This is a genomic window from Nostoc sp. CHAB 5836 (genome assembly GCF_020829445.1).
In the GTDB taxonomy this organism is placed as follows: domain Bacteria; phylum Cyanobacteriota; class Cyanobacteriia; order Cyanobacteriales; family Nostocaceae; genus Nostoc.
Window position 1 is genome coordinate 1 of the sequence record NZ_JAIVFV010000100.1, and the last position, 24,777, is coordinate 24,777.

General features: G+C 41.4%; 26 protein-coding genes. 8 read left to right on the plus strand and 18 right to left on the minus strand.

Going from position 1 to position 24,777, the window contains the following annotated elements; genetic code table 11:
• Positions 1–161 precede the first annotated feature (161 nt).
• The 4 genes from LC605_RS19575 to hemW form a co-directional block, all read right to left on the minus strand.
• Positions 162–1,064 (minus strand): EboA family metabolite traffic protein, encoded by a 903-nt coding sequence (locus LC605_RS19575; RefSeq protein WP_229549182.1) that lies wholly within the window; start codon positions 1,062–1,064, stop codon positions 162–164.
• 412 nt (positions 1,065–1,476) lie between these two features.
• Positions 1,477–2,598: a class I SAM-dependent RNA methyltransferase gene (locus LC605_RS19580; RefSeq protein WP_229549183.1), complete on the minus strand. Its 1,122-nt coding sequence runs from the start codon at positions 2,596–2,598 to the stop codon at positions 1,477–1,479.
• 101 nt (positions 2,599–2,699) lie between these two features.
• Positions 2,700–3,587 (minus strand): UTP--glucose-1-phosphate uridylyltransferase, encoded by an 888-nt coding sequence (locus LC605_RS19585; protein WP_229549184.1) that lies wholly within the window; start codon positions 3,585–3,587, stop codon positions 2,700–2,702.
• A 468-nt stretch (positions 3,588–4,055) separates the two neighbouring features.
• Positions 4,056–5,237 carry a radical SAM family heme chaperone HemW gene (gene hemW, locus LC605_RS19590; protein WP_229549185.1) on the minus strand — a complete coding sequence of 394 codons (1,182 nt, stop codon included), beginning with the start codon at positions 5,235–5,237 and terminating at the stop codon, positions 4,056–4,058.
• Positions 5,238–5,366: 129 nt separating this feature from the next.
• Between hemW and LC605_RS19595 the strand changes: the two genes are divergently transcribed.
• The 5 genes from LC605_RS19595 (at position 5,367) to LC605_RS19615 (ending at position 8,842) form a co-directional block, all read left to right on the plus strand.
• The gene (locus LC605_RS19595) at positions 5,367–5,510 is read left to right on the plus strand and encodes a hypothetical protein (RefSeq protein ID WP_229549186.1); all 144 of its coding nucleotides are present in this window, start codon (positions 5,367–5,369) and stop codon (positions 5,508–5,510) included.
• A 145-nt stretch (positions 5,511–5,655) separates the two neighbouring features.
• A complete protein-coding gene (locus LC605_RS19600) occupies positions 5,656–6,732 on the plus strand; it encodes a PIN/TRAM domain-containing protein (protein ID WP_229549187.1) in 1,077 nt (358 codons plus the stop codon).
• Positions 6,733–6,942: 210 nt separating this feature from the next.
• Positions 6,943–7,872, plus strand: a complete 930-nt coding sequence (locus LC605_RS19605) for a LysR family transcriptional regulator (protein WP_229549188.1) — start codon at positions 6,943–6,945, stop codon at positions 7,870–7,872.
• A 378-nt stretch (positions 7,873–8,250) separates the two neighbouring features.
• Positions 8,251–8,553, plus strand: a complete 303-nt coding sequence (locus LC605_RS19610) for a type II toxin-antitoxin system Phd/YefM family antitoxin (RefSeq protein WP_229549189.1) — start codon at positions 8,251–8,253, stop codon at positions 8,551–8,553.
• A complete protein-coding gene (locus LC605_RS19615; RefSeq protein ID WP_229549190.1) occupies positions 8,528–8,842 on the plus strand; it encodes a Txe/YoeB family addiction module toxin in 315 nt (104 codons plus the stop codon). The genes LC605_RS19610 and LC605_RS19615 overlap by 26 nt, the downstream gene beginning before the upstream one ends.
• A 729-nt stretch (positions 8,843–9,571) precedes the next feature.
• Here the strand turns inward: LC605_RS19615 and LC605_RS19620 are convergent.
• The 5 genes from LC605_RS19620 to LC605_RS19640 form a co-directional block, all read right to left on the minus strand.
• On the minus strand, positions 9,572–9,784 hold the full coding sequence (locus LC605_RS19620; protein WP_229549191.1) for a ribbon-helix-helix protein, CopG family: 213 nt from the start codon (positions 9,782–9,784) through the stop codon (positions 9,572–9,574).
• 57 nt (positions 9,785–9,841) lie between these two features.
• On the minus strand, positions 9,842–10,516 hold the full coding sequence (locus tag LC605_RS19625; RefSeq protein WP_229549192.1) for a response regulator transcription factor: 675 nt from the start codon (positions 10,514–10,516) through the stop codon (positions 9,842–9,844).
• 209 nt (positions 10,517–10,725) lie between these two features.
• Complete coding sequence (locus LC605_RS19630; protein WP_229549193.1) at positions 10,726–12,144, minus strand: HAMP domain-containing sensor histidine kinase; 1,419 nt, start codon at positions 12,142–12,144, stop codon at positions 10,726–10,728.
• Between the two features lie 374 nt (positions 12,145–12,518).
• Entirely contained in the window at positions 12,519–13,160 is a 642-nt protein-coding gene (locus tag LC605_RS19635) for a GNAT family N-acetyltransferase (protein ID WP_229549194.1), read from the minus strand.
• A gap of 293 nt (positions 13,161–13,453) precedes the next feature.
• Entirely contained in the window at positions 13,454–14,284 is an 831-nt protein-coding gene (locus LC605_RS19640) for a PD-(D/E)XK nuclease family protein (RefSeq protein ID WP_229549195.1), read from the minus strand.
• Between the two features lie 94 nt (positions 14,285–14,378).
• Between LC605_RS19640 and LC605_RS19645 the strand changes: the two genes are divergently transcribed.
• Positions 14,379–14,591, plus strand: coding sequence for a hypothetical protein (locus LC605_RS19645; RefSeq protein WP_229549196.1), 213 nt, complete (start codon positions 14,379–14,381; stop codon positions 14,589–14,591).
• A 63-nt stretch (positions 14,592–14,654) separates the two neighbouring features.
• Here LC605_RS19645 and LC605_RS19650 read toward each other — a convergent pair whose 3' ends face one another.
• From LC605_RS19650 to LC605_RS19660, 3 genes are all read right to left on the minus strand, one after another.
• Positions 14,655–14,858, minus strand: a complete 204-nt coding sequence (locus LC605_RS19650; RefSeq protein WP_229549197.1) for a hypothetical protein — start codon at positions 14,856–14,858, stop codon at positions 14,655–14,657.
• Positions 14,859–14,868: 10 nt separating this feature from the next.
• The gene (def, locus tag LC605_RS19655) at positions 14,869–15,432 is read right to left on the minus strand and encodes a peptide deformylase (protein ID WP_229549198.1); all 564 of its coding nucleotides are present in this window, start codon (positions 15,430–15,432) and stop codon (positions 14,869–14,871) included.
• A gap of 614 nt (positions 15,433–16,046) precedes the next feature.
• Positions 16,047–16,334 carry a Mo-dependent nitrogenase C-terminal domain-containing protein gene (locus tag LC605_RS19660; RefSeq protein ID WP_229549199.1) on the minus strand — a complete coding sequence of 96 codons (288 nt, stop codon included), beginning with the start codon at positions 16,332–16,334 and terminating at the stop codon, positions 16,047–16,049.
• A gap of 431 nt (positions 16,335–16,765) precedes the next feature.
• On the opposite strand from LC605_RS19660, the gene LC605_RS19665 reads away from it, so the two are divergent.
• Positions 16,766–17,668, plus strand: coding sequence for an ABC transporter permease (locus LC605_RS19665; protein ID WP_229549200.1), 903 nt, complete (start codon positions 16,766–16,768; stop codon positions 17,666–17,668).
• A 214-nt stretch (positions 17,669–17,882) separates the two neighbouring features.
• Here LC605_RS19665 and LC605_RS19670 read toward each other — a convergent pair whose 3' ends face one another.
• A complete protein-coding gene (locus LC605_RS19670; protein ID WP_229549201.1) occupies positions 17,883–18,077 on the minus strand; it encodes a hypothetical protein in 195 nt (64 codons plus the stop codon).
• On the opposite strand from LC605_RS19670, the gene LC605_RS19675 reads away from it, so the two are divergent.
• Complete coding sequence (locus LC605_RS19675; RefSeq protein ID WP_229549202.1) at positions 18,066–18,878, plus strand: DUF3598 family protein; 813 nt, start codon at positions 18,066–18,068, stop codon at positions 18,876–18,878. The two genes, LC605_RS19670 and LC605_RS19675, sit on opposite strands and share 12 nt — an antisense overlap.
• A 396-nt stretch (positions 18,879–19,274) precedes the next feature.
• Here LC605_RS19675 and LC605_RS19680 read toward each other — a convergent pair whose 3' ends face one another.
• The 5 genes from LC605_RS19680 to LC605_RS19700 form a co-directional block, all read right to left on the minus strand.
• Positions 19,275–20,024: a DevA family ABC transporter ATP-binding protein gene (locus tag LC605_RS19680; protein WP_229549207.1), complete on the minus strand. Its 750-nt coding sequence runs from the start codon at positions 20,022–20,024 to the stop codon at positions 19,275–19,277.
• 261 nt (positions 20,025–20,285) lie between these two features.
• The gene (devC, locus tag LC605_RS19685) at positions 20,286–21,452 is read right to left on the minus strand and encodes an ABC transporter permease DevC (RefSeq protein ID WP_229549203.1); all 1,167 of its coding nucleotides are present in this window, start codon (positions 21,450–21,452) and stop codon (positions 20,286–20,288) included.
• A 14-nt stretch (positions 21,453–21,466) separates the two neighbouring features.
• A complete protein-coding gene (locus tag LC605_RS19690; protein ID WP_229549204.1) occupies positions 21,467–21,802 on the minus strand; it encodes a DUF2834 domain-containing protein in 336 nt (111 codons plus the stop codon).
• A gap of 184 nt (positions 21,803–21,986) precedes the next feature.
• Complete coding sequence (locus tag LC605_RS19695) at positions 21,987–23,276, minus strand: HlyD family efflux transporter periplasmic adaptor subunit (protein ID WP_229549205.1); 1,290 nt, start codon at positions 23,274–23,276, stop codon at positions 21,987–21,989.
• Between the two features lie 336 nt (positions 23,277–23,612).
• Positions 23,613–24,188 carry a TetR/AcrR family transcriptional regulator gene (locus LC605_RS19700; RefSeq protein WP_229549206.1) on the minus strand — a complete coding sequence of 192 codons (576 nt, stop codon included), beginning with the start codon at positions 24,186–24,188 and terminating at the stop codon, positions 23,613–23,615.
• Between the last annotated feature and the right edge of the window lie 589 nt (positions 24,189–24,777).

Consider the following 24,777-nt stretch of genomic DNA (forward strand, 5'->3'; position numbering starts at 1 on the left):
GGTTTTGGAAAATCGTAGGTTGGGTTGAGGCTCTGCGAAACCCAACAAAGCCCCCCAAATGTTGGGTTTCGTTCCTCAACCCAACCTACACGGGTTAAGGTTTTTGGGCAAAACCTACGCAGTATTGAGACGCTATTCGTCGCGTCTCTCCGCACTCCCTTTTATTTGTGAACTGACAAGCGATCGCGGCTAAAACTGCTCCAAGTCAGATTACCTTGTTGAATGGATGACTCTAAATCTGGGTAACGAGAAAGTAAGGTTTGGGCTTCGGGTAAAGGAGACTCAGCACAAGCTAACGCTGCTGCTTCTTGGTCGGCTATATCCCCATTAGCCAGTACTTTTTCTAAATCTGTGATGATTGCACTATCGGCAAACTGCCCTATAGGTCGCCAAATTTCTGGCGTAACTGGGCGTGTAGCTGCCCAACGTTCATGGGCATAGTCTGCCAACATCCTCGCCAATTCTGGGTTGGCACGCCGATCCAGACCCCAAATTAGATGCAACGGACTGGCGACAAACAGAGCCTTCAGCACCATCTGATTCCAAGCAGCATTATCTAAATAATCGGCTGGATAAGGGTTACGTAGTGCGATCGCTTGGAATACATTAGTCATATTGCTGCGAATTCCTTCAGCAGCACGGTGGCGATGTAACTCTGGATGTGGTAATAGCGGCAAACTTTGATAAAGTGCAACTAACTCCCCCATATCGGCAGTGGAGAATACTTGATCAAGCATAGGCGTAGCCCGTGGTAGACATCGCACATACCCCTGGGCATCATCGTGGAGCAAAGCTAGAAGCAAGAGTGTGCGACCTGCTTGATCTACACTCCAATGACCAGGATACCAACCGGGAATTACATCCTGTGCTGCTTCCAAATCCTGGAATGTTAGCTGCAAATCTTGTTTGCCTAGATAACGCGGTACAGCGCTAAATGCGGTAAAAAACACTCGTTCAGCTGCGCCGCTAGCAATCTGTGTCTGCTTCTGTTCCAACCAAGCAAACGCTTTGTCTGAAACAGACTTTAAAAGCCAGTGATGTAGTAACTTGTTTACTTGACTCATGATGAATACAGGAGAAGTTGCCTAATTTTTTTGACAACTCAGTATAAAACCTAGCACTAAACTTGATAATTTGTCTTGAGAGCAGCTAGATAACACACTACTGAGTTCATAACTTCACTCAATCTATAAAAATCTCTCAACTTTAAATAAGATACTGTAAAGATACTGTTTGGATTAGATAAATCAAAAATTGATATTACGGACTAAAATTAGACTTCTTTAAACCCCAAAACTTTGTTAAGGTTTTTAACCTGCGTAGGCAGGTTTTGTTTGTGTAGCCGCGACTTCTAGTCGCCCGGTTAGTAATAAATTAGACTTGTTCATTCATCCTCTTAGCGATAGCGTAACGCACCAAAAGCTTATTGGTAGGTCGGCTGGCTAAGGCTGTCATTTGTCCTAAGTCAATTGGTCATTAGTACAGTTCATATTTCATTAACTGACAGGGCAACGTTCCGTTGTACACCGCTATTCGCTGGGATGATTTTAGTCCAATGGATTGAGACAGTTCCTTGTTACCACTGAGTACAAAAGCAGTCCAGCCTTTGAAGCGTTGTTTCAACACATCGCCTAAAAGTTTATAAAATGCCCCCAAATCACTATCTCGCCCCAGCCGTTCGCCATAGGGTGGATTGCAGAATAGCACCCCACTGTCTGCGGGGGCGACAACATCGGTAAGCTCCATTTGAGAAAACCATACATGGTTATCAACGCCGCACTTTTCAGCATTGTTAATCGCCTGCTCAATCACATTTTCATCGCGATCGCTTCCCCAAATAGGTGCGGTTAGGGTATCCAGTTGGCTGTCCTTAGCTTCTTGGAGCAGCTTTTCTAAAAGGGATAGATCAAAATCGAGCCAATTTTCAAATCCAAAGCAATCGCGAAACAGTCCTGGTGCTATATTCAGTGCCTTTAAGCTAGCTTCTAGGGGTAAGGTGCCAGACCCACAAAGAGGGTCGTAGAACATCTGGTCTGTCCGCCAGCCCGAAAGTTGAATGAGAGCAGCCGCCAGAGATTCCTTGAGAGGGGCTGCTCCAACCGCAGGACGGTAGCCTCGGCGGTGCAAACTATTTCCAGAACTGTCGAGTTTAACGGTACAAAAGTCGCGTTCAATATGAACATTGATCCGTACATCTGGTTCATAAAGCTCTACATTTGAACGCTCGCCCAGATTTTCCTGTTGCTGGTCAACGATCGCATTTTTGACTTGGAGAGCCGTAAAGTGGGTGTGGTTGAGGTGATCGTTTTTGCCTGTGGTATTCACCGCCAGCGTCATGTCTGGCGTGAGATAATTTAGCCAATCGATCGTCTGGATACCGCGATAGAGATCCTTGGCATCAAGGCATGGAAACTCATGGATATTCACCAAGATTCGGAACGGTAGCCTAGCCCAGAGGTTGACGCGATAAAGCAGAGTGCGATCGCCCTCAAAGGCGACACCGCAAAACCCTGGCTCTACTGAATCAGCACCCAGCTGCTCTAACTCCTGAGCCGCGAGGTTTTCTAATCCGCGAGCAACCGTTGCAAAATAATTCATAATACCTCTCTTCGAGACGCTCCGCGAACGACTTCCCTACTTCGACGCCGCTCAGTACAAGTCGGCACAAGTTCGTAATTCGTAATTTAAATAAGATTAATCTAGAAATTTCTAAAATCAATCATTGTCTGGCGATAAGCATCTGGCAAACCTGTATCAAAACATTTCCCTTTAACAATATACCCTGTCATTCCCTCTTGATGACGCAATTTCTCCAGACAAGATGTTAACTGAAATTCCCCTCGTTCTCGGAGATTTTGGTTAATATGTTCTGCTAAGAAGTCAAAAATTTTCGGCGTGAGTAAATATAAGCCAAATATACCTAAAAATTCGTTTTCTGCCATTCCCTTTATACGCAAATGCTGTTGTGCATACTCAATGGTAGGCTTTTCATAGAGTTGTGTAACTTGCAAAATCGAGTTTAACTCTTGCCAAACTCCTGTTACACACCCAGATTTATGAATAATCTCTGCTGGCATTGTAGTTAAGCCCACAACGCTTTGATTAACTTGTTCGTAAACATCTAAAACCTGACTAGCACAAGATTTTTCAATGTCAGATGCATAAATGTGGTCGCCCAACATCAGCAAAAATGGCTCATCTTGCACCCAATCTTTGGAACAAAATACTGCATGACCATAGCCTAATTGCTCCTCTTGCAATAATATGGTAATTCTGCTACCTAAATCTTCGAGATATCGGCTATATTCTTGATTTTGCAGTGAAAGTTTATCTAAAAGTTCTTTTTTAGGTGGATTTTTCAACAAATCTTCAAATATTTTTTTGTCATCTGGCTGCACCACGATCGCCACTTCGGCAATTCCAGCACTAATTGCCTCTTCAATAATTGCGAGAATAACAGGTTTTGCCCTCCCATCTCGATCAATAATCGGGAAAAGTTCTTTTTTCACAACTTTAGTAGCTGGAAACAAACGAGTGCCAAAACCAGCTACCGGAATCACAGCTTTTCTAACTTGATTTTTCTGCATAAATCATCAGTCCGTTTGAAGAGGATGTTTGAAAAGTCTAATTTATTACTAAGTAGAGCAACGCAAATAAAGCTAACTGGCTAAGGCTGTCATTTGTCATTTGTCCTTCGTGATTTATAAGGGTTTAAGGTGTATTTATGTTTTGTAATATAGTTTAGTTTATTCTTGTCGACTTACTTCGCCCCGTCAGTGCGGCTACACAGGCGAAACCCACCGATCTGGGTTAAAAATCCTTGATCTTCTCTTAGTCCACGGAGGTGGACAACGCTAGTGTAGTAGCGAATTTTATTCGCCGAATACTTCGTTCCAATTCATTTTGTAATTAGATTACGCCCCTACAAATGTACAAATAATTTTGGATAAGTACGTTGGTGCGAAAAAACTCAAGTATGTTACGAAAGGTAAATAAGCTTAAAACCCTTACTAATGACAAATGACAAATGACAAATGACAAATGACAAATGACAGTCACCCCAACTTCTCAAACAACTCCGCCAACACCACATTAGAAAATAAAAACCCTTGAGGATCAATCAAACGCAACCTTCCTCCTGCAACTTCCACCCAACCTTGATCAAAATACGATCGCAAACACCTGCAAATTTCCTCCACCTTCTCTTCGCCAAAGTCCTCTACCAACACCGCCAAACTCACACCCTCCGCCAAACGCAACCCCAACATTAACGTTTCTAACAATACTTCCTTTGGGGGAGTCACTTCACAATCAATTACAGCGCCAGCTTGCACCCACTGGTAATACTCCTTAGTTTTACGCAAACGAGTGAATCGTTTACCCGCAACATAACTGGCCGCACCCATACCAAAGCCATAATAAGGGCAATTTTCCCAATAAACTCGATTATGCCGACACTGATGACCAGGTTGAGCATAATTGGAAATTTCATAATGCTCATAACCTGCACTAGTCAAAACTTGCTGCCCCATGTGGTACATTTGGACTGTGGCTTCATCCGTAGGCATTGGAGTATCACTAGGTTTGTAGTAACGACCAAAGGCTGTACCTGGTTCGATGGTAAGATCATAAATGGAAATGTGAGTGGGTAAAATCGCCACCGCTTTCTCTAGGGAATCTTGCCATTGCTCCAAAGACTGATGCGGCAACCCAGAAATTAAGTCTAAGCTAAATTCGGGAATCTCGACTTGGTGGATTAGTTCCACAGCTGCAAAAATATCTTCAACGGAGTGCGATCGCCCAGCAAGTTGCAATAATTCTGCTTGAAAGGCTTGTACACCCAAACTTACCCGGTTCACGCCTGCACTGCGATAGCCTGATATATGTGCTAAATCAAAAGTACCTGGGTCTATTTCCATCGAAATTTCTGCCCCAGATGCAATTCCAAAATGCTTCTCTAGCTGCGTGAGGATACGTTGTAGCTGCTTCGTTGATAGCAGCGAAGGAGTACCACCACCAAAGAAAATCGTCTTCAGGGGTTGACCAAAGGCTGATGTAATGGCAATTTCTTGACATAGCACCTCAACATATTGGGAGATAGTACCAGATGTTTCGCCCCGCAAGCGATCGCCCACAACGGACACCGGGAAATCACAATAAAAACACCGTCGTCTGCAAAAGGGAATATGCACATAGGCAGAACTCGCAATTCCAGAAATACTAAAATTTTGACTCATTTTGAGAAAAGTTTTAAGTTAACCCAACTGCGAATTACAGACAATGAAAATGAATAGTTTACTTAAGTAAGTTGGCGCGAAAAAATCAAAGTATGTTCCGAAACATAAATAGCCTTAAAATCTTTACTAATGACCAATACAACTCTCGTAGAGAAGGGCAGTACAAATGACAAAGGACAAAGGACAAATGACAGCCCTAGCCAGTTAGCTTTAATTGCGCCGTCCTACTTACAAGTTTTTGTCGTTTTACAACGAAACGATGAAAAATATTAAGAAAAAAGCCATTAGTTATAATAATTGCAGATATTGACCTAATAAACCCTTAGTGTAAATCAATATTGATTAATCTATACTTACCGATGAAATAAAAACTACTAAACTTTCTCGGTTCACACAGTTGCAGGAAAACAAGACAACCATGCTTGACGCCATTATCATTTTCTCATTTATCCTGGCAGCTTCGGGAATAGGGTTCTACAGCATTGAACTACTACCCAATGGCACGCTAGATCAGGTAACAAATCTTGAAGCTTTACGCTTAGTTGTTGCCGTCTTTGCCGCGATTATTGGTGGTGCGATCGGCCTGAGTTTCCAGACGACATATCGTCGCCTAGAATCACAAGTCAAAGAAATGCCTCTGGAAGTAATCTTAACTCGTGCCATTGGCTTAGTGATTGGGTTATTACTAGCTAACCTGATGTTAGCCCCACTATTCTTACTACCTATCCCGGCAGATTTTGGATTTATTAAGCCACTGGTGGCAGTTGTTGGTAGTATTATTCTCTCTGTCACTGGGATGAATTTGGCAGATACCCACGGACGAGGCTTATTGCGGTTCATTAATCCCAACACCGTTGAATCGATGGTGGTGGAAGGAACGCTAAAACCCGCCAATACCAAAGTTTTAGATACCAGTTGCATTATCGATGGTCGCATTGAAGCCTTACTAGAAACAGGGTTTTTAGAAGGACAAATTCTCGTACCGCAGTTTGTTTTGCAAGAACTGCAACAAGTCGCGGATGCTAGCAAAGACCAAAAACGGGTGCGGGGAAGGCGAGGACTAGAAATTCTCAACCGCATTCGGGAAGATTACCCCGATCGCATTCTAATTAATGCAGTTGATTACGAAGATATTCCCACAGTGGATGCCAAGTTAGTGCGCTTCGCTCAAGAAATTAGCGGTACACTGCTAACCAACGACTACAACTTGTCTAAAGTTGCCAGTGTTCAGAAAGTACCTGTTTTGAATGTAAATGATTTAGTGAATGCCGTTCGTCCCAGTTATTTACCTGGTGACAACCTTGATTTGAAAATTCTCAAGGAAGGTAAAGAACCCAGTCAAGGCATTGGCTACCTCGATGACGGCACAATGGTAGTGGTTGAAGAAGGTAGCAATTATGTAGGTGGTGAACTGCGAGTAGTAGTTACCAGTGCTTTACAAACTACGGCCGGAAGAATGATTTTTGCCAAACCCCAAGCTTCTGCATTGGCGTGAGGGAAATATCAGGTGCAAATTAGAGTTAAATTATCCCATCGGTGCAGATTGACTGCACCGATTATTTATTGTAATATCATGTCCGCATAATTTTGATTACCCTTCCACCATCTGAATTTTACCATGTTGACGGCAAATAAATTTGCCGTTTGCGCTACATCTGGGATTTAAAAATACGGAGTTTTGTGCTTCTCGTCCTACCTTATAAAAATGCGCCTAGAGCAATTGCAAGCCTTTCTAGCGATCGCCCAAACCGGCAGCTTTCAACAAGCAGCGCGAACTTGTGGTGTTACCCAATCGACGATTAGTCGCCAAATCCAAGCATTAGAAGCAGATTTGGGGATAGAACTATTTCACAGAACCAGTCATGCCAAGCTGACGTTGGGAGGTGAACTTTTGCTACCACGCGTCCGCAAAATTTGCCAAGAGTGGCAAACTGCTAAAGAAGAATTAGCCGATTTAATCGCCGGAAAGCAGCCAGAACTTTGCATTGCCGTGATTCACTCCCTTTGTGGATCTTACTTACCACCAGTGTTACAAAAATTTGGTCATGATTATCCTGATGTTCAATTGCGGGTGACTTCATTGGGAAGCGATCGCGCCCTCAAAGTCCTCAAAGATGGATTGGTAGATTTAGCAATTGTGATGAATAATCGCTTTTTAACCACTGGTAGAGAAATGGTGGTAGAAGTGCTTTATGATGAACCTATAGAAGTACTAACCGCAGCCAATCATCCCTTAGCCCAATATGAATTCGTCCCTTGGTCGGAGCTAATTCGTTACCCCCAAGTGGTTTTTAAAGATGGTTATGGAATGCAACGCTTAATCCAAGATAGATTTGAGCGAATGGAAGCTATACTCCAGTCGGTTTTAGAGGTAAATACCCTAGATGCCTTCCGGGGAGTGGTACGCCAAGGAGAACTGATAGCCTTGCTACCTCAATCAGCATTATTGGAAGCTCGTCTTGACCCTGCCCTAGCGATTCGTTCTTTAGCCAGCAATAATCCTAGTGGTTTAGCAGATGGTTCCAGTTTGACTCGTCGGGTAGTGATGGTAACAACTCTAGACCGTCTCCAAATTCCCCCCATCAAGCGCTTTTGGCAACTAGTGCGGGAAAATATTCCACTGCAAATTGACTAGCAGCGATCGGCTTCTTAAGCGTTATTAGACATAGGAGTGAAAAAGAATTGTTTTGATGTAGCAGTGCTACGTCTCTACAAGGGTTCTGGGTAACGCATATTTAATTTCACCAGATGTCTATAGCGGTTCTCAATTGCATGGAATACAGACCTAACCCCCAGCCCCTTAAGAGCAAGGGAAGGGGAGTAATATTCAAAGCCTCTCTCCTTTTAGGAGAGAGGAATGGAAGTGAGGTCAAACTGTATTGCATCCAAGCGAGAACCGCTATATTATTCAAGAGTGCCCTTGGGTTATTGGCTATCTCTTTAATTTCTGATGGAACTTTTGCAAGATAATTAATAGTTTATAATATATGTACATAAATATGTACATTATGTCATGTTACCTTACAAAATCACATCGCCAACTGATGCCAGAAATGACTTTTTTAAGTTGTTAGAATTGGTAGTCGAAAATCATCAGGTGTATATGATCAATCGTCGTGATGGTGAAAATGTAGCCTTAATTGCTGAGTCAGATTTAGTAAGTTTGCTGGATACAGTGTATCTTTTGCGATCGCCTGCTAATGCGCGTCGTTTACTAGATGCAATAGAGGAGTCAAAAACTGGCAATATCCATCCTCAAACGATCGCAGAACTTCAGCAGGAGTTGGGGATTGAGCAAGAAGAAAAAGAAAGCTGAACCCAGTGAAATTAAGCCAGTTATTGTTAATCGAAGTCCTGGCTTTAGTTCTAAATTCAAAGAAGATTTAGCTTGGTGGTTTAAGCAAGATTTTCAAAAAGCATCGAAAATATTGGATTTGGTTACTGCTGTAATGCAAGACCCATTTGAGGGTATTGGGAAACCGGAAGCATTGAAATATATGGATGCAGATATTTGGTCACGGCGAATTGATTTAGAGCATCGGCTTGTGTATCGGGTGGGAAACGCTCAGATTGATTTTTTAGCTTGTCGGTATCACTACGAATAATATAGCAGTCCGCTTTGATTTTTGAAATTATTTACGTAAGTAAGTGGTTTATGGAGTGCTTGTATTTCATGGATGGGATTGAGAGCTATAGCAGTCCGATTTGATTTATGAACAAAATTCAGTATTTGTAGGGTGCGTTAGCGTTTCGCGTAACGCACCAAATTCCTCAAGAATGGTGCGTTACGCTGTCGCTAACGCAACGCCAGTTCGCTCAAGTCGGGAAACCCGCCCACACGACTGGCTCCTCTACGTATCTACGTATCTTTTCAAAAATCAAATACAAGAGTCACCGCCAATTGGAGTACCAATGTGGCGGGAGTACCCCGGAGATTTAGATGGGAAAGAAAAAAGGTGTTACTGATATTTTGTCTCGGAAGATCCCCCCAACCCGGATTTCTAAGGCTTGCTTTAACTGCCTCCTTAAAAAGGAGGGTTAGAGGTTGTTTGAAAAGTCGTAAAGTATACTAGAAACCCCCCTTCCATTCCTCTCCCCGTTGGCGTCAGCCTGTCGTTAGACAAGGGTCGAGGGGCTTTGAAACCCCCATTCCCTCCAAGGGTTGGGGGGCTAGGGGGGTTAGGTTTGAGAGGCTTAGATGTTACCAAAAATACTTTTCAAACATCCTCTTAGGGAGGATCAAGCTTTAACCCAAGGGTATTGCCTTTAGTCCGATCTGTCGGCAAATTATGGTAGCAAATTTAGGAGATTTGGCGGGATATTTGAGTGGATAGTCACTGTGATTTTGACAAACTGCCAACTGTTATTGTTGAGTCTGCTGTTTCCATCTCAGAGTTTTCAGAATTATCAATCTCAAGAGCTCGGAGCAACTCTCGAATTATATCTGTTGCTGGCCTTCCTGTCAAAGCACAGTAGTCATCAAGTTTCTTCATTTCCTCGGTTGTGAGATTTATTGTCAGTCGTTTAACAGCCCATTTTTTCTTCATGATCCTCTTTTATCTTTAAATATGTTGCTTTTTGTCGAAATTACCAACTGATTGCGATTACTCCCGCAGTGCATAACCTACACCACGGACTGTATAAATCAAACGCTTTTCATTATTTTCCTCCAATTTGAGTCGCAGATAACGAATATAAACTTCAATAATATTAGAATCACCCATGAAGTTGTAACCCCAAACTTTCTCTAAAATTTGGTCTCTGGTAAATACCTGACGGGGATGTGAAAGAAGATATTCTAATAAGTCAAACTCTTTTGCTGTTAACTCAATGCTTCGTTTCTCGCGAAAAACTTCACGAGTGCGGCGGTTTAAGCTTAAATCTTGAAATTGCACCAAATTTTCGTCTGTTTCTTGCGTGCGACGCAGATGAGCGCGAATTCTAGCTAGTAGTTCCTCAATACTGAAGGGCTTAACGACATAATCATCCGCTCCCGCATCTAATCCGGCGACGCGATCGCTCACTTCATCTTTTGCTGTCAACAAAATCACTGGTACTGTAGTACCTGTTGCTCGCAAACGGCGACAAATTTCCAAACCTGTCAGGCCTGGTAGCATCCAATCCAGAATCGCTAAATCTGGCGATGAGTCTCGCACCAAAGTCAAGCCCGCAATCCCATCATGGGCTACACTTACTTGGTATCCCTCACTACTAAGTTCTAATTCGACAAATCGTGCCAGTTTGACTTCATCTTCCACCAAAAGGATATGTGCTGTCATATTTTTCCTCCTAAAGCGGGTAAGAGTGGGGAGTAGTGTAGTTCAATTAGTTGAAAAGCGCTGTAAGTCGTTTCATAAATCAAATAGGATTGCTACAAGTATGTCATTGCAAGTGTAACGTTCGCGTAGCGTTTCGTAGAGAAGCAATCGCAAGGACTTTGACAATTTTACATTTTGTTACATACTTATGTTAATTTTTGCCTACCTACTTATGTAGGTAAACTGATTGTAAACGTACTCCCTTCCCCTAACTTTGATTGTACACTTACACTACCCCCCATACCTTCTATAAGTGTCTTGACGATGGATAAACCCAAACCACAACCCCCAGTAGCATGAGAGCGGGATTCATTGACGCGGTAAAATCTTTCAAAGATCCGTGCTTGCTGTTGTAAAGGAATGCCATAGCCTTGATCACAAACTTGAATAATTGCTTGATCTTGAAGCTGATTTAACTTAAAAATTATGGGTGTACCAGGTTCAGAATACTTAACGGCATTATCAATTAAATTTAATAACACTTGTTTCAGCCGACTGTAATCTGCTTTTACCTCAATTGGATAAATTTGTGACTCGATTGTAATTAGGCGATCGCTATATTTTTCTGCCATCATTACAACTTCTTCAACCAAGTCATTCAGCACATAAGATTTCATTTGAAAGTATAAGTAACCGCTATCTGCTCGTGCTAAATCAAGTAAATCTTGTAGCAGACGGATGGTACGTTCAGCTTCTGATGCAGCAGTTTCTAAAGCTTCTTGTTGGGTTGGAGTTAAATTATTCTGTCTTCGCAATACACTTTGTAAATAACCATGTACAATCGTCAAAGGTGTGCGTAATTCGTGAGAAACATTACTTACAAATTCTCGTTCCTGCTCCCAAGATTGGGAGAGGCGGGATAACAGCATGGTTAAGGTTTGAGCTAATTGTTTAACTTCACTAGGTGCATTATCAAGATATAGCTGTGCTTCTCCTAAATCTTCAGCAGAAATGGCAGAAGCCATTTGATTTAGCTGACGCAGAGGTTGCAGAGAATGCTGAATGTAAAATGCGATCGCAGCAGTTAAAATAATAATTGCTAAAACACTAGTAATACCTAAACTCTGTACGATTCCCACAAACATTTTCTGTTCGCGGGTAATATCTTTAACTACAAATAACTCACCCAGTAACTTACCCTGCACTTGCACAAAACTACCGCACAAGACAAAGTAGCTTTGGTTCACTTTGTAAACTTGTGGTTTAATCGGCATCTTAGTCAAGGACATTAATTCATCTACCGTAGTATTAGATAATAAATCTAAAGTTGCAGATTTTACTAAAATTTTATCATCAGGACTTTTGAGCCATAATAATGTGTTGGTATTTGCCAAATTATTAATAGCCTTTTCCAACCCAGCTTCAGGTTCCATCATTTCACTATAAATTTGTACATCTTGGGGCAAGCGCTTGGCGATTTGTTCTATATTATATTTATGACTATCAACTAAAATTTGCTGCATTTTCCAACTAGTCCATGTCGCAAGGCTACCTAATACCAAAGCTGAAAATGCTGCAATACCAATCGTGAGGCGTGACTGCAAAGAAAAGGGATCTATATTTATCCAATATTTTATGATTTTCTTCACTGTTATGGTTGCCCTTAAGGTGTTTCAAAAGGCTTGAACAATCAAATCGGACTGCTAAATGTAAAGTTACTGTCAACCGCTATATCTTTCTTCTGAATTCTGAATTATTCTTCAATTTATCGCCTTCTTAACTCTGCAAATCATTTTCTAATAATTAAATTAATTTTTGCTGAGAATGACCTTAAAACTTCTATAGGAATCATATTTGATTTCTGAAAAAATCTAAGTATTTGTAGGGTGTGTTAGCGATAGCGTAACACACCACAAGCTTAGAGGATGTTTTAAAAATCTTTTTATCGGTAACAAAACGTTCTAGATCCCCCTAAATCCCCCGATAAATTGGGGGACTTTGATTCTTTCCCGTTAAAATCCTCTTAGATTGGAGATTGATCCTCAGTTATTTGAGATTCATTAACTAGAGGGTTGAGGATTACTTCATTCGCAACACTATCAGCTTTACGCGCACGAATTGCTGGACGCGATCGCTTGTAACCGGCTCTTTCAGCTTTTTGGTGTTCGTAATCAATTAATCTGCCATAATATTCGTGCTTGCTTAAATTCATCGACAAAAAAATATGCTGGCGAGTATTACCAAAACCTTTGCGGTTAAAAAACTTTAATGCTGAAGTATTGGTGGGATCAGTGTCTACCAGCATGAACCGCGCCCCATCTTCAATCATGCGGGCGACGACTTTATCAACCAACTTGTCTGCTACTCCCCGACGCTGATACTTTGGACTAACTCCCAGCCATAAAATATATCCGTAAGTCCAGGATGCTTTGGTGATGATGGTTCCCAAAATGAATCCTGCTAATTCTCCCTCTGTTTCGGCCACAAGACAGTATTCCGGATCGGTGTTGTAAAGTCCAATCACCTCCCATTCATCCCAGGTGCGGTATAAATAAGGATATAAATCGCTGGTAAATAACCCTTCTCCCAAGTGGTAAACGGGAGCAATGTCATCAATTCCTAATTCGCGTACATAAACTGCTTCAGTCTCGTCAAAGGTTGACATAAATTTATATAAATTTAAAAGTTATAATTTCTTGATCGTAAATTAAAGGGTTTAAGAAACTGCAATCTATATGTAAGTAGAGCGACGCAAATAAAGCTAACTGGCTAAGGCTGTCACTTGTCCTTGGTCATTTATAAGGGTTTAAGGTGTATTTACGTTTCGTAATATAGTTTGGTTTATTCTTGCCGACTTACTTAGCGCTCATTTCAGTCGGGGTTTAAATCCCCTTATGTAATGTCTTTAATGCGTGAATTTTGAATTGTTAAACCCCGATTGAATTTTACAAACATCCTCTAATGTATAGGATTCAGTGAGACTTCTTGAATACTGTCAAAATTGGGCAATGAGTCTTTTACTACTTCTTCACTAGCTTGTGTGCGTAGTTTACCGTCGTAGGCATCGCACCGTTTGGCAAACTGACAATAATCACAGTTTTGACTACCCTCCAGCACTTGGGGAAACTGCTGTTTATTTTGGTAATTTTCCAGCCAATTAGTTAACTGGCTTAACAGTTGATTAAGTTTTTTTGCTGTTTGTGTGTGTTGAGCAGTATTGTAATTAAATTTAATATTTTGCGGTTTGCCCTCAGATTGGACAAACCAGTAAGTCATGGAAATGTTTTCTGACGGGTAGTCGCTAGTTTCAGCTAATACATACAGATAAAGCCGTGTTTGCCAGTTGGATTCTAACTTGCGTTTATTGGGTGGTTTGGGATAAGTTTTCCAGTCGAGAATTTGCGCTTGTTGGTTATCTGCAATCAATAAATCATAGACAACCGTCAGCAAATAGTCTTGAACTTGCAGGGTGCGATAGTGTTCACTTTCACGGAAAGTTTGATGATCAGATGCAGCCGTTAAGATTTCTGGCGCTGCATCGGCGAAAGCTAGCATCCAGCTTTGCAATTGAGCATCTGCTTGTAGAAAACTATCAATTGGCAAACCCATTTCTCGCTGCTGCATTAGCAAGTGAAAACGACTACCCAAAGTTAGCCGTTCTTCTTGTTCTAAACTTGAGGGTGAATTGAGTTGTTCTAGGTAGGTATGTTGGAATTTACGCGGACAAGCTTCTAGTAAGTTTAGTTGTCCTTGAGAAAGTCGCAGTAGTTGAGTGGGAGTTGACAGCATTCTTCTATTTTAGAAGCAAACTATAATCCAATACACTTGGGTTAAGCATTTCCTCCTTCTCTTTCTCTCTTCTCCCTGTGTTCTCTGCGCCTCTGTGGTTCCTAAAAAAAAAGATGGCCAAATTCTTGCTAGTGGCAGTGAAGATGAGACAATTCAACCTGAGAATGTGACAACAGGCGATCGCCTGAAAACTTTCAGAGCCAATAGACCCTTTGAAGGAATGAATATTACTGGGATTACAGAGTTAACATCGGCACAGATCGGTACTCTCAAAGCCTTGGGAGCCGTAGAACAACCGAAAAAATAAAAGGTAAAAGAATGAATTTTGCCTTTTTACTTCATTCCTTTACCTTTTTTATATACCTGATGCTTATTTCATGTTAGCCCTTGCGTCCTTCACTGCGGCAAAGAAAAATAATCCTGTGAGTGGAATGCTCAATACCAGGATAATCGCCGTGGTTGTGACACCAAAATCTGGTTGTCCGTAACTGAGTTCAAAAATCGAACCGACAGCCGCGATCGCACTTACACAAGAACCACCCAGAAATAAACCGCTTTTTGGAGTTAAATACACTACTAGCCTCCTATACTATTGGTTTCACCGCTTGATACGAGAAGCCATTCTTAGATAGCTCCTGGACTAAAGTCAAGGAGTTTTCTACACGGTCTACAAATACCACGCCGTTGAGGTGATCCATCTCGTGCTGAATGCAGCGTCCCAGGAGGTCATTAGCCTTCAATGTCCGGGGACGGCCGTATTCGTCTTTATAGGCAATTTCTACCACTTCGGGGCGCTTCACTTCTAGGAATACATTGGGGATGCTCAAGCATCCTTCTTCGGCAACAGAGATGTCGCGGCTGACTTGTTTGATAGTGGGGTTAATCAACACCAACGGCTGATTAGTTGCGTTTTCTGGTTCCAGGTCGATGACAATTAGTTGTTTGTGAATTCCCACTTGGGGCGCAGCCAAACCAATGCCATCTTTGCTGTACATAGTTTGCAGCATTTCGCGCACTATTTGGCGAAGTTCGTCATCAACTTTAGAAATCCGCTTTGCAGCTTGACGCAGCACGCGATCGCCTAAATAATGAAGCTCCAAAGGTGGATTTTTTAACTTTTTCTTCTCTACAGCAATTTCAGAGGGCATGAGTCTCGATGGCTAGATGGTGAAAATTCGTACTATTTTAATTCTATCAATCTCAGTTAGACCTAGTGCCAATCTCCAAAATAATTCTAGTGAAGTCATCTTGCATCATGTTTTGAATTCGCAATTGTTAATTATTTTGTCAGTCCTAGAATTCAATGTGGTTCAGTTAAGGATAATTGTAGGTTGGGTTTAACTTTAGTGTTACCCAACAAATGCCCGTTGTAGGTTGGGTTTCGTTCCTCAAACGCCACGTGCTTCAAGTCGGGGAACCCGCAAGGGCGCAGTGGCTCCCCAACCTACGCAAATTTATTTTTACGACTTAACCCAAGCGTATTGCCCTATAATTCTCTTTCTTGCTTGTATTCTGTGCGGCTGATGTCTATTGCAGCGTTAATGAGTTCACGAGCGTCTGAATCAACTACTTTAAGTCCCCACGAAACTTGAAATTTGGTGGTCTTCAATGAGTGGTGCATCTCAATCTCCCACTCATTGATTCTGAATTCAGCATTCTTATTCAAAAGATCATTTCTTATTGACTTTGGATTGTAACTAGGATGACTATAAGTAAGTAAGCAAATATTTCTCCAATATATTCTGATTGATGAGACTCATGTCTAACAGTATTTTTTTGCATCTTCACCACATTCATTGACTAAATATAATAAGCACTTAAAACGAAGACCAACTATTTGTTCATAGAGGGGATTGAATTTACACAAAGGTGGAATGTGAAACAGATTCCGACCGAAAACTGTAACAGTTCTTTCAAAAGGACAATGGGAAGGAATGATTTTGCACAATAGTTTGGCCAGATGGTAATTATGTATTTCTACGGAATCAAGCTGATATCGGATCTGGCTTAATAAGTTATTATCCCAATTGGCTTTATTTAATAAGTTCATAATTCAAATCTCCTTCAATCAATCTTGTTTGTTGTTTCAAGTTACAACTATCCTTTGATACCAAACATCGTAGAATTACCAAACTATTTCTCCATTTTCTTAAAGTCAGTTAGAAAAACAGTAAAATTGCTTAGAAACCACAACAGGTAGCAATACGCTTGGGTTAAGGATTTTCTGGAGAACCATAGGCCTGTAGAGACGTTGCATTGCAACCTCTCTACACTGTCCACTGGACAAGGGTTTTAGTCTTATCCCAAGCGTATTGGAACAGGTAGGCAACTGTTATCCAAAATTATTTGTATATTTGTAGGGGCGCAAGGCTTTGCGCCCCTAAGTTGGCAAAGCGTCCCGCAGGGATGGGATGTTTTTTTAACTGGAAGTCCCTAGTACCATTTTGGATTTTAAATTAAATTCAAATTTTGAGGTGATATGTGTTTAAATCTCTGACGAAACTTGACTATCTGCTCAAAGAAACTTTTCTCGGTTTACTGCGGGGAGGTTGGATGAATTGGGCAGCTGTAAGTACTGTGACGGTGTTACTGTTTTTATTCGGCTTGAGTCTGCAAACCTCTTGGCAAGTAGAAAAACTCCTTTATCAATTTGGTAGCCAGTTAGAAGTATCAGTTTATCTCGAACCGGATACACGAATGGAAAGCATTGAGGCACTAATCGCAAAAATGCCAGAGGTGGCGGCGATGCAAACCATTACCAAAGAGGAAGCTTGGACTAAGTTAGTTAAGGAAATGAGAATTTCTGATATTGAGGGTGCTACCCAGCAGCTAGGTGAGAATCCTCTAGTTGATGAGATGAAGGTGAAAGCACGTAATTCTCAAGTTGTCCCAACCTTAGCAACCCAGTTGGCTAAGTTACCGGGAGTTGAGACGGTACAGTATGTCGATGAAGCAGTCAAACGCATTGCCCAATTGCACCAAGGTTTGAACTGGATTACTTTAACAATTACGATTATTCTGACTTTAACAGCGATCGCAGTGACTACCACCACAATTCGGCTAATTGTCACGGCGCGTCGCCAAGAAATTGAAATTATGCAACTAGTGGGAGCAACTTCTGCTTGGATTTACCTGCCGTTTATTTTACAAGGAATTACCTTTGGCTTAGTTGGTGGTGCGATCGCTTGGAGTTTCATCTCTGTGATTGAACAGTTTGTTGGTAAGTTGCTAGTCAATCAACCTGAGTTTATCCAAGTCATCGCCAACAGGGTGCAACTCACTCCAGCAGAAATTTTATTATTGCCTCTGATTCTTTTGAGTTTCGGTACAGCTGTAGGATTAATGGGGAGCTTATTTGCTGTCCGACGTTTTGCTAAAGGATAGTCATTGGTCGTTTGTCATTTGTCCTTTGTCATTTGTCATTTGTCATTTGTCATTTGTCATTTGTCATTTGTCATTTGTCATTTGTCATTTGTCATTTGTCATTTGTCATTTGTCATTTGTCATTTGAACTCTGAACTTTTAAAATTTTAAAATAATAACTGAAATTTTGCGTTGAACGAACATGAAATTAAACCTACATTTCAACTTAACAGAGCTAATCAAACGACCAATGACCAATAACCAATAACCAATGACCAATAACCAATAACCAATAACCAATAACCAATAACCAATAACCAATGACCAATGACCAATGACCAATGACCAATGACCAATGACCAATGACCAATGACCAATGACCAATGACCAATGACCAATGACCAATGACAAAATCGCTATGAAATCGCAATGGGAATGTTTTTTGCAGAATCTCGGTGTTTGGGAAGGTTCATTTACCAATTTTTCTCCCCAAGGGACACTTCTGAATGATACTTCTAGCCGTCTTTGTCTAGAAGGTTTGAACAATAACCAGACAGTGCGTTTAACTCTGAGTCGTTCGGGACGAGATGATTTAATCAAAGAATATAGTTCAGTGGGAGGGGGTCTGCTGTTTTTTGAAAATGGTTCATTTTCTGAAGGTTTAATTCAGCTAGGGCCATTTTCCGAATTTGGTGCAGAACTCGCTTTGGTTCATGAAAATCGCCGCTTGCGTCTAGTGCAACTGTTTGATAAGACTGGACAGCCAAAGGAATTAATCTTGATTCGAGAACATCTAGCTGGAAGCCCAGTAGCAGAACGTCCAACTTTGCAGATAAATGACTTGTTGGGAGAATGGCTTGGACAAGCAGTGACAATATATCCAGATTGGCGATCGCCTGATCTTTACTCTACAACTTTAAAATTACAACTTGATGATGCTGGGCGATTAATTCAGAGTACTTCTTTTGGAGAACGCACAATCACCTCAACTGCTACCATGAAAGGCCCCATCCTTCTCTTTGACCAAGATCCAGAAAAGCAGGTGCAAGTATTACTCTTACCAGATGGCGCTTCTGCAACTTCTCTTCTTAAAGTGCAGTTACGTCAACCCTTTTTTCTGGAAGTGGGTTGGTTAGTCCAGCCAAACCTGCGCCAACGAATGATTCGCAGCTATAACGAGAAAGGCGAATGGGTTAGTCTGACATTAGTTACTGAAGAAAGAAAGGTTTGATATCATCAATAGACATCTGGTATAAATTAAATATGTGTTACCCAGAACCCTTGTAGAGACGTAGCAGTGCTACGTCAAAACAATTCTTTTTCACTCCTATGTCTAATACCTTCGCCTTTCAATACTGCTCGGTTAAGGAAATCATAAGGGCTGAAACCATTGAAATATCGTTGTCCATGCTGATGAAAAAGGGCTTAACCGAGCAGTATTGCTTCGCCTTTCGTTCCCGTTATTTTTCGATACCAATTTCGATGTAAGTAAGTAGGCAAGAATAAACCAAACTATGTTACGAAACGTAAATACACCTTAAACCCTTACAAATGACGAAGGACAAATGACAAATGACAGCCTTAGCAAGTTAGCTTTATTTGCGTCGCTTTACTTATAAGTGAAGTCCTAATGCGTTGTAGTGGTATCTACACCATCAGTCTTCAACTGACCATCTTCCATATAAATGATGCGATCGGCAATATCGAGGATGCGGTTATCGTGGGTAACTAGCAAAATCGTACAGCCTTGTTCTTTGGCTAGCTTCTGCATTATTTCCACAACATCGCGCCCAGATTTTTTGTCGAGTGCAGCAGTGGGTTCATCTGCTAAGACAATCTTAGGATGACTAACCAAAGCACGAGCGATCGCAACTCGCTGCTTTTGTCCTCCAGATAGTTTCTCTGGGTAGTAATCGACACGATCTGCTAAACCGACAGTTTCTAAAATAGCGATCGCTTTAGCATTGATATCCTGATTCAGAAAATCCTCATGCAACTCTAGAGACATCCGCACATTTTCTCTTGCTGTCAAAAAAGTCATCAAGTTATGAGCCTGGAAAATATAGCCAATCTGGCGGCGAAGTTTAGTTAATTGCAGCTTTTTAGCGCCACGAATTTCCTCTCCTAAGATTTTTAGACTACCTTCTTGAGCAGAACGCAATCCACCCATTAAGGTTAATAACGTGGTTTTCCCCGAACCAGAGGGGCCAGTCATGATAACAATTTCTCCAGCAGTAATCTCCAAATTAATGTCGAATAATACTTGTTTGCGAAGTCCACCTTCACCAAAGTAGTGGTTGAGGTTACTAATAGAAATTACAGATTCTAAAGTAGAAAATGTTGAATCGGAATTTTCCCGTAAAGATTTTTGCAACATAGGATTTAATTGGGCATTGTGCATTGGGCATTAGACATTGGGCATTAGACATCTGGTGAAATTAAATATGCGTTACCCAGAACCCTTGTAGAGACGTAGCACTGCTACGTCAAAACAATTCTTTTTCACCAGATGTCTATTAGACATTGGGCATTGAGGAAACAAGGGAGATAATTCTTCACTCCAAACTCCAAACTCCAAACTCCAAACTCCTAACTCCTAACTCCAAACTCCAAACTCCAAACTCCAAACTCCTAACTCCTAAAAAACATCAGCCGGGTCAGCAGATCGTAACTTCCGCATTGCGATCGCTCCAGAAACACTACACATAATCACGGTCAAAATCCAAACCTGGATCGCCCGTTCCGTTTTCATGAAAATAGGAAGCATGGTTGCAGCATAGGTGACTTGATACAACCCAAATGAAAGAATGAATCCAGGCAGAAAACCTAAGATAGCCAATAACAACGCTTCTTGAATTAGAACTCCTAAAAGATAATTATCGGTGTATCCCATTGCTTTGAGGGTGGCATATTCTGGCAAGTGGTCAGAAACATCAGAATAAAGGATTTGGTAAACAATCACGATGCCAACGATAAACCCGACTGCTGTACCCAAACCGAAAATAAAACCAATGCCAGTACCAGCTTCCCAGTAAGTTTTCTCTACTTTAGCAAACTCTTCTGGAGTCAAAACCCTGACATCTTTAGGTAGTCCATTGACCAGTTGCGATCGCACTTTTTCTACATCGGCATCTGGTTTGAGCGTAATTAGCCCAACTTCGATGCGATCGGGTTTACGCTCTGGGAATAGCTGGAAAAACGTAGAGTCACTGGTGATCACATTACCATCGGCAGCAAAGGAAGCACCATCAGTAAACAAGCCTTTAACAAAGACGGCTTTACTATTCAGTTCCGTGTCAAATTTGCCTGTTTTCTTAAAGATATCACCAACTGCCCCATATTCTGGACGACCTGCCTGGTCAAACACAACTTGATACAACTGTTTAAGGTGATCCTGATTTTGTTTAATTTCGGGCGATTTGAATGGTGATTGTGCCGGATCGACACCCCAAACTAAAATGGCACGCTCAAGACGTGTTTCGGGATTTCGCCACTGTCCGGTGCTAATGTAGACAGAATTTACTGATTTAACACCTTCATAACCCAATGTTTGGTATAGTCGCTCTCTAGAAAAGTTTTTTACAGAAAACAAAGTTTGAAATTGAGGACTAATTAAAACCAAATCTGCCTGTAAATTGCGATGAGGTTTCACAGCTGCATCAAAAAGCGCACTTTCAAATCCCAGCTGGATAAACATCAGCATATCGGCAAAGGTAATACCTGCAACTGCAACAGCCAAACGGGTTTTTTCTTTCATTAACTGCCGCCATGCTAACGGCGTTTTGCGAAATAGTTTAGAAAACATATTGAAAAAAACCTTTAATAACTGAGTATGTCAGATTGCTCCTCAAGCTGGCGCTCTCGCATGAAAAGAAATAAGGGAAGACCTAAGGAAACACCAACTAAAAGATTGCAGGCAATATAAACCCAAAGGTTTTGCATTTTCAGACGTGTACCTTCCAAAAATACGAATGTCCAGAGAACTAGGGATGAAACAATAACATCCATGCCAAAAAAACCAGAAATTTTGTTGGTAAAGAGTTGTTCAAAAAATAGCTTTATATCAAGACCATGCTTTAAGATAAATGGAACGAACTGGGAGTAAGGTAGAACTAAGCCAACTACACAAAGCAGAAGATATATGACTTTAACCATGATTCAATTTCTCCTATAAACAATGCTGGAATAAGTAGGTAGGCGCAATTAAAGATAACTCGTGATGGCTGTCATTTGTCCTTTGTCATTCGTCCTTGGTAAGGGTTTTAAGCCTGTTTACGTTTCGTCACATAGTTTGATTTATTTTCACCGACTTACTTATACGAGACAGCCAACAACAACTCTATATTTCAATTGCTGCCTGTACCTGTAAGTTAGTGAAACCTGCAACTCGTTTACTGTCTTCAGGATTGAGGCGAATTTTCACCTCAACTACTCGGCTATCAAGGTTCTCCCCTGGCTGGTTGCTGAAAACGTTTTGTCTATTCACCTGCAAACCAATGTGGGCAACGGTTCCTGCCAGTTCACCAACAAATGCTTGACTGCTAATCACTGCCTGTTGTCCTAATTTCACTTTACCGATGTCGGTTTGATAAACTTCTGCTACTGCCATCATCTGGTTTGTTTGCGCTAAGTCTGCAATGCCAGAAGCACTAATTTTTTCTCCCACTCGCGTATGAATTTTGATGATTTGTCCCGCCATTGGTGCTTTGATGTAAGCACCCGCCAACTCGGTTTGGGCGTGTTTGAGTGTGGCGATCGCATTTTCAACTTCTGTTTTGGCTGCGGCTACATCTACAGGCCGAACTTCTGCAATACTGGTAAGAGTAGCTTTGGCTTCACTAACTTCCTTACTACCAGTGGCGTTAGTGCGGGCCAGTGCTGCTTTGGCTTCGGCGAGTTCTTTGCTAGCAGTGGTATTAATGCGGTTGAGAACTGCTTTAGCTTCGTCTACTTCCTGTTTAGCGGTTTCTACGGTCAAGCCTTTGCTATCGTACAAAGAATTAGAAACTGCACCTTGAGAATATAGCTGCTGATAACGTTGATATTCAGCTGAGGCATTTTTGAGTTCTGCCTCTAACTTCTTAATTGTTGCCTCTTGCGCGATTCTATCTCCTGACCACTGTGCCTCTATGCGGAATATCGCTTGCTGTTGCGCTGTTTTGTCTCCTTGGGATTGGGCCTGGAGACGTTCAACGCTTGCCTGCTGGGCCTGAATTTCTCCTGCTTTTGCTCCCGCTTGCACTTGAGCGAGTTTAGCTTGGGCAACTCTAACTTGTTGTTGGGCTTGTAGTACAGCAGTTTGCAAGCGATCGCGGGCATCTAAAATTGCCACCACCTGTCTGGCTTTAACGCGATCGCCCTCTTTGACTAGAATTTGAGCAATGCGATCGCCATCCAATGCTAAGGGCGCAAACAAGCTAATTACCTCTGCTTCCGGTTCTAGCCGTCCTAATGCAGCTACTTTTTGACTTTTGGGCGTGGTTTCTATTGGCTCCAATGAGGGCGTTTTACCAACTAGCCCAAACTGATAAATTCCATACCAAACAATTCCACCTGTAATTGCAGTAGCTGCAATTACTAATGCAATTAACCTTTTATTGGAAGTTTTTTCTGACAGCTTTTGAACCATCTCTTTTCCTCTCATAAAAAATATGAATCCTCGACAAAATGAGCAGACAATGGTAGCACTAATTCTTAGCCATCAATCAAGATCAGATAATTAATAATTATTGGATATAGTAACTTATTTAAGTACAAAAGCTAGCTCTCAAAACATTGTAAAAATGCTGTTTTACTCCTGCCTTATACCTCAATACACTTGGGTTAAGCATTTCCTCCTTCTCTTTCTCTTTGTGTTCTCTGCGCCTCTGTGGTAGCCTGCGGCAAGCCGCTTTTCTACGAGACGCTGCGCGAATGCGTCTACGTAAAAAAAAAAGAGTTTCAGCCTTAAGCAACCCATATTACCTTATACTTTATGTCCCGGCAAATATACCGTGAGTATTTTACCTAGTAGCGTACATTGTTCAATAAAATCAATTGTTTCATCCCCCCATAACTTCTCCAAAACTAAACCATTTACAAAACTCAAGAAAAAAGAAGCCAACACCGGATCTTGAATACCTACAAAATCGCAAGCTGCTTGCTGATAACGCTGATTAGTCCGCTTAAAAACACTATTACTCAACATTTCCTTGGAGTCTTGATGTTGACAAAAATCAATCCAAATATAAGTCCACTTAATAAAGTAATCTTCGTTTTTTACTAGATATCTTCCTAGCACTTCCATTCCTTCTTGCAGCGTTTGCGCTCCTTCCAATTCAGCCAACGCTGCACTTAAATCTTGCTCACATATTTCTTGGATCAATTGCTCAAATAGGGCTTGTTTGCTAGGAAAATAGTGGTACAACGTACCAGTAGAAACCTCTAATCCTTCCGCAATCTGGCGCATAGTAATGGAACCATAGCCTTTTTGGGCAAATAAATCAAAGCACTTTTCGAGCAGCTCTTTACGGTATTGCTCATGATCAACAATCTTAGGCATGACTCAGCTTATTTATATTGAACGCTCGTTATACATTATATCACCATCTTTACTGGTGTTGTGTAAAATCATCGCTGATTGATTTAAATCGAACATCCGTTATAGTTTAACCTAGTTTTGCGATGATACATGATCCATTTTTAGTCTGACAATTCAGGTTATGTGCAAAAGTCCACCAAAAACCTAACCCCCTAACCCCCGACCCGAAGCGGGAAGGGGGAAATTCAAAGTCTCTCTCCTTAAAGGAAGAGAGAAATAGAAGTGAGGTTTTCCAGATGACCTGAATTGTCAGATTTTTATTGAGCATTGGTGCAACGTTCCACAGTCAAGCTTACCAAAAAGAGAGACAAAGGGTAGCTTTGGCTGTTTGGGATGCAATGACTGTCAGAATCAGAACTAAACCTCAAAAAGTATCAAAACTTCATCTGTAATATAATAATACGTGGGTTTTTTCTTAAGTACAATTTATGACTTCTCGAAGAAAATTTTTAACAAGAGCAGGGTGAAGCAAAGCGCAACCCAACAAAGCTATGAAAATGTTGGGTTTCGTTCCTCAACCCAACCTACACAACTTCAGGTTTTTGGCGCT

Coding starts and splice junctions, on each gene's coding strand:
- LC605_RS19575 (WP_229549182.1), bottom strand. CDS start 1,064: ATGAGTCAAGTAAACAAGTTACTACATCACTGGCTTTTAAAGTCTGTT.
- LC605_RS19580 (WP_229549183.1), bottom strand. CDS start 2,598: ATGAATTATTTTGCAACGGTTGCTCGCGGATTAGAAAACCTCGCGGCT.
- LC605_RS19585 (WP_229549184.1), bottom strand. CDS start 3,587: ATGCAGAAAAATCAAGTTAGAAAAGCTGTGATTCCGGTAGCTGGTTTT.
- hemW (WP_229549185.1), bottom strand. CDS start 5,237: ATGAGTCAAAATTTTAGTATTTCTGGAATTGCGAGTTCTGCCTATGTG.
- LC605_RS19595 (WP_229549186.1), top strand. CDS start 5,367: ATGACCAATACAACTCTCGTAGAGAAGGGCAGTACAAATGACAAAGGA.
- LC605_RS19600 (WP_229549187.1), top strand. CDS start 5,656: ATGCTTGACGCCATTATCATTTTCTCATTTATCCTGGCAGCTTCGGGA.
- LC605_RS19605 (WP_229549188.1), top strand. CDS start 6,943: ATGCGCCTAGAGCAATTGCAAGCCTTTCTAGCGATCGCCCAAACCGGC.
- LC605_RS19610 (WP_229549189.1), top strand. CDS start 8,251: ATGTTACCTTACAAAATCACATCGCCAACTGATGCCAGAAATGACTTT.
- LC605_RS19620 (WP_229549191.1), bottom strand. CDS start 9,784: ATGAAGAAAAAATGGGCTGTTAAACGACTGACAATAAATCTCACAACC.
- LC605_RS19625 (WP_229549192.1), bottom strand. CDS start 10,516: ATGACAGCACATATCCTTTTGGTGGAAGATGAAGTCAAACTGGCACGA.
- LC605_RS19635 (WP_229549194.1), bottom strand. CDS start 13,160: ATGTCAACCTTTGACGAGACTGAAGCAGTTTATGTACGCGAATTAGGA.
- LC605_RS19640 (WP_229549195.1), bottom strand. CDS start 14,284: ATGCTGTCAACTCCCACTCAACTACTGCGACTTTCTCAAGGACAACTA.
- def (WP_229549198.1), bottom strand. CDS start 15,432: ATGCCCTCTGAAATTGCTGTAGAGAAGAAAAAGTTAAAAAATCCACCT.
- LC605_RS19660 (WP_229549199.1), bottom strand. CDS start 16,334: ATGAACTTATTAAATAAAGCCAATTGGGATAATAACTTATTAAGCCAG.
- LC605_RS19675 (WP_229549202.1), top strand. CDS start 18,066: ATGAAATCGCAATGGGAATGTTTTTTGCAGAATCTCGGTGTTTGGGAA.
- LC605_RS19680 (WP_229549207.1), bottom strand. CDS start 20,024: ATGTTGCAAAAATCTTTACGGGAAAATTCCGATTCAACATTTTCTACT.
- devC (WP_229549203.1), bottom strand. CDS start 21,452: ATGTTTTCTAAACTATTTCGCAAAACGCCGTTAGCATGGCGGCAGTTA.
- LC605_RS19690 (WP_229549204.1), bottom strand. CDS start 21,802: ATGGTTAAAGTCATATATCTTCTGCTTTGTGTAGTTGGCTTAGTTCTA.
- LC605_RS19695 (WP_229549205.1), bottom strand. CDS start 23,276: ATGGTTCAAAAGCTGTCAGAAAAAACTTCCAATAAAAGGTTAATTGCA.
- LC605_RS19700 (WP_229549206.1), bottom strand. CDS start 24,188: ATGCCTAAGATTGTTGATCATGAGCAATACCGTAAAGAGCTGCTCGAA.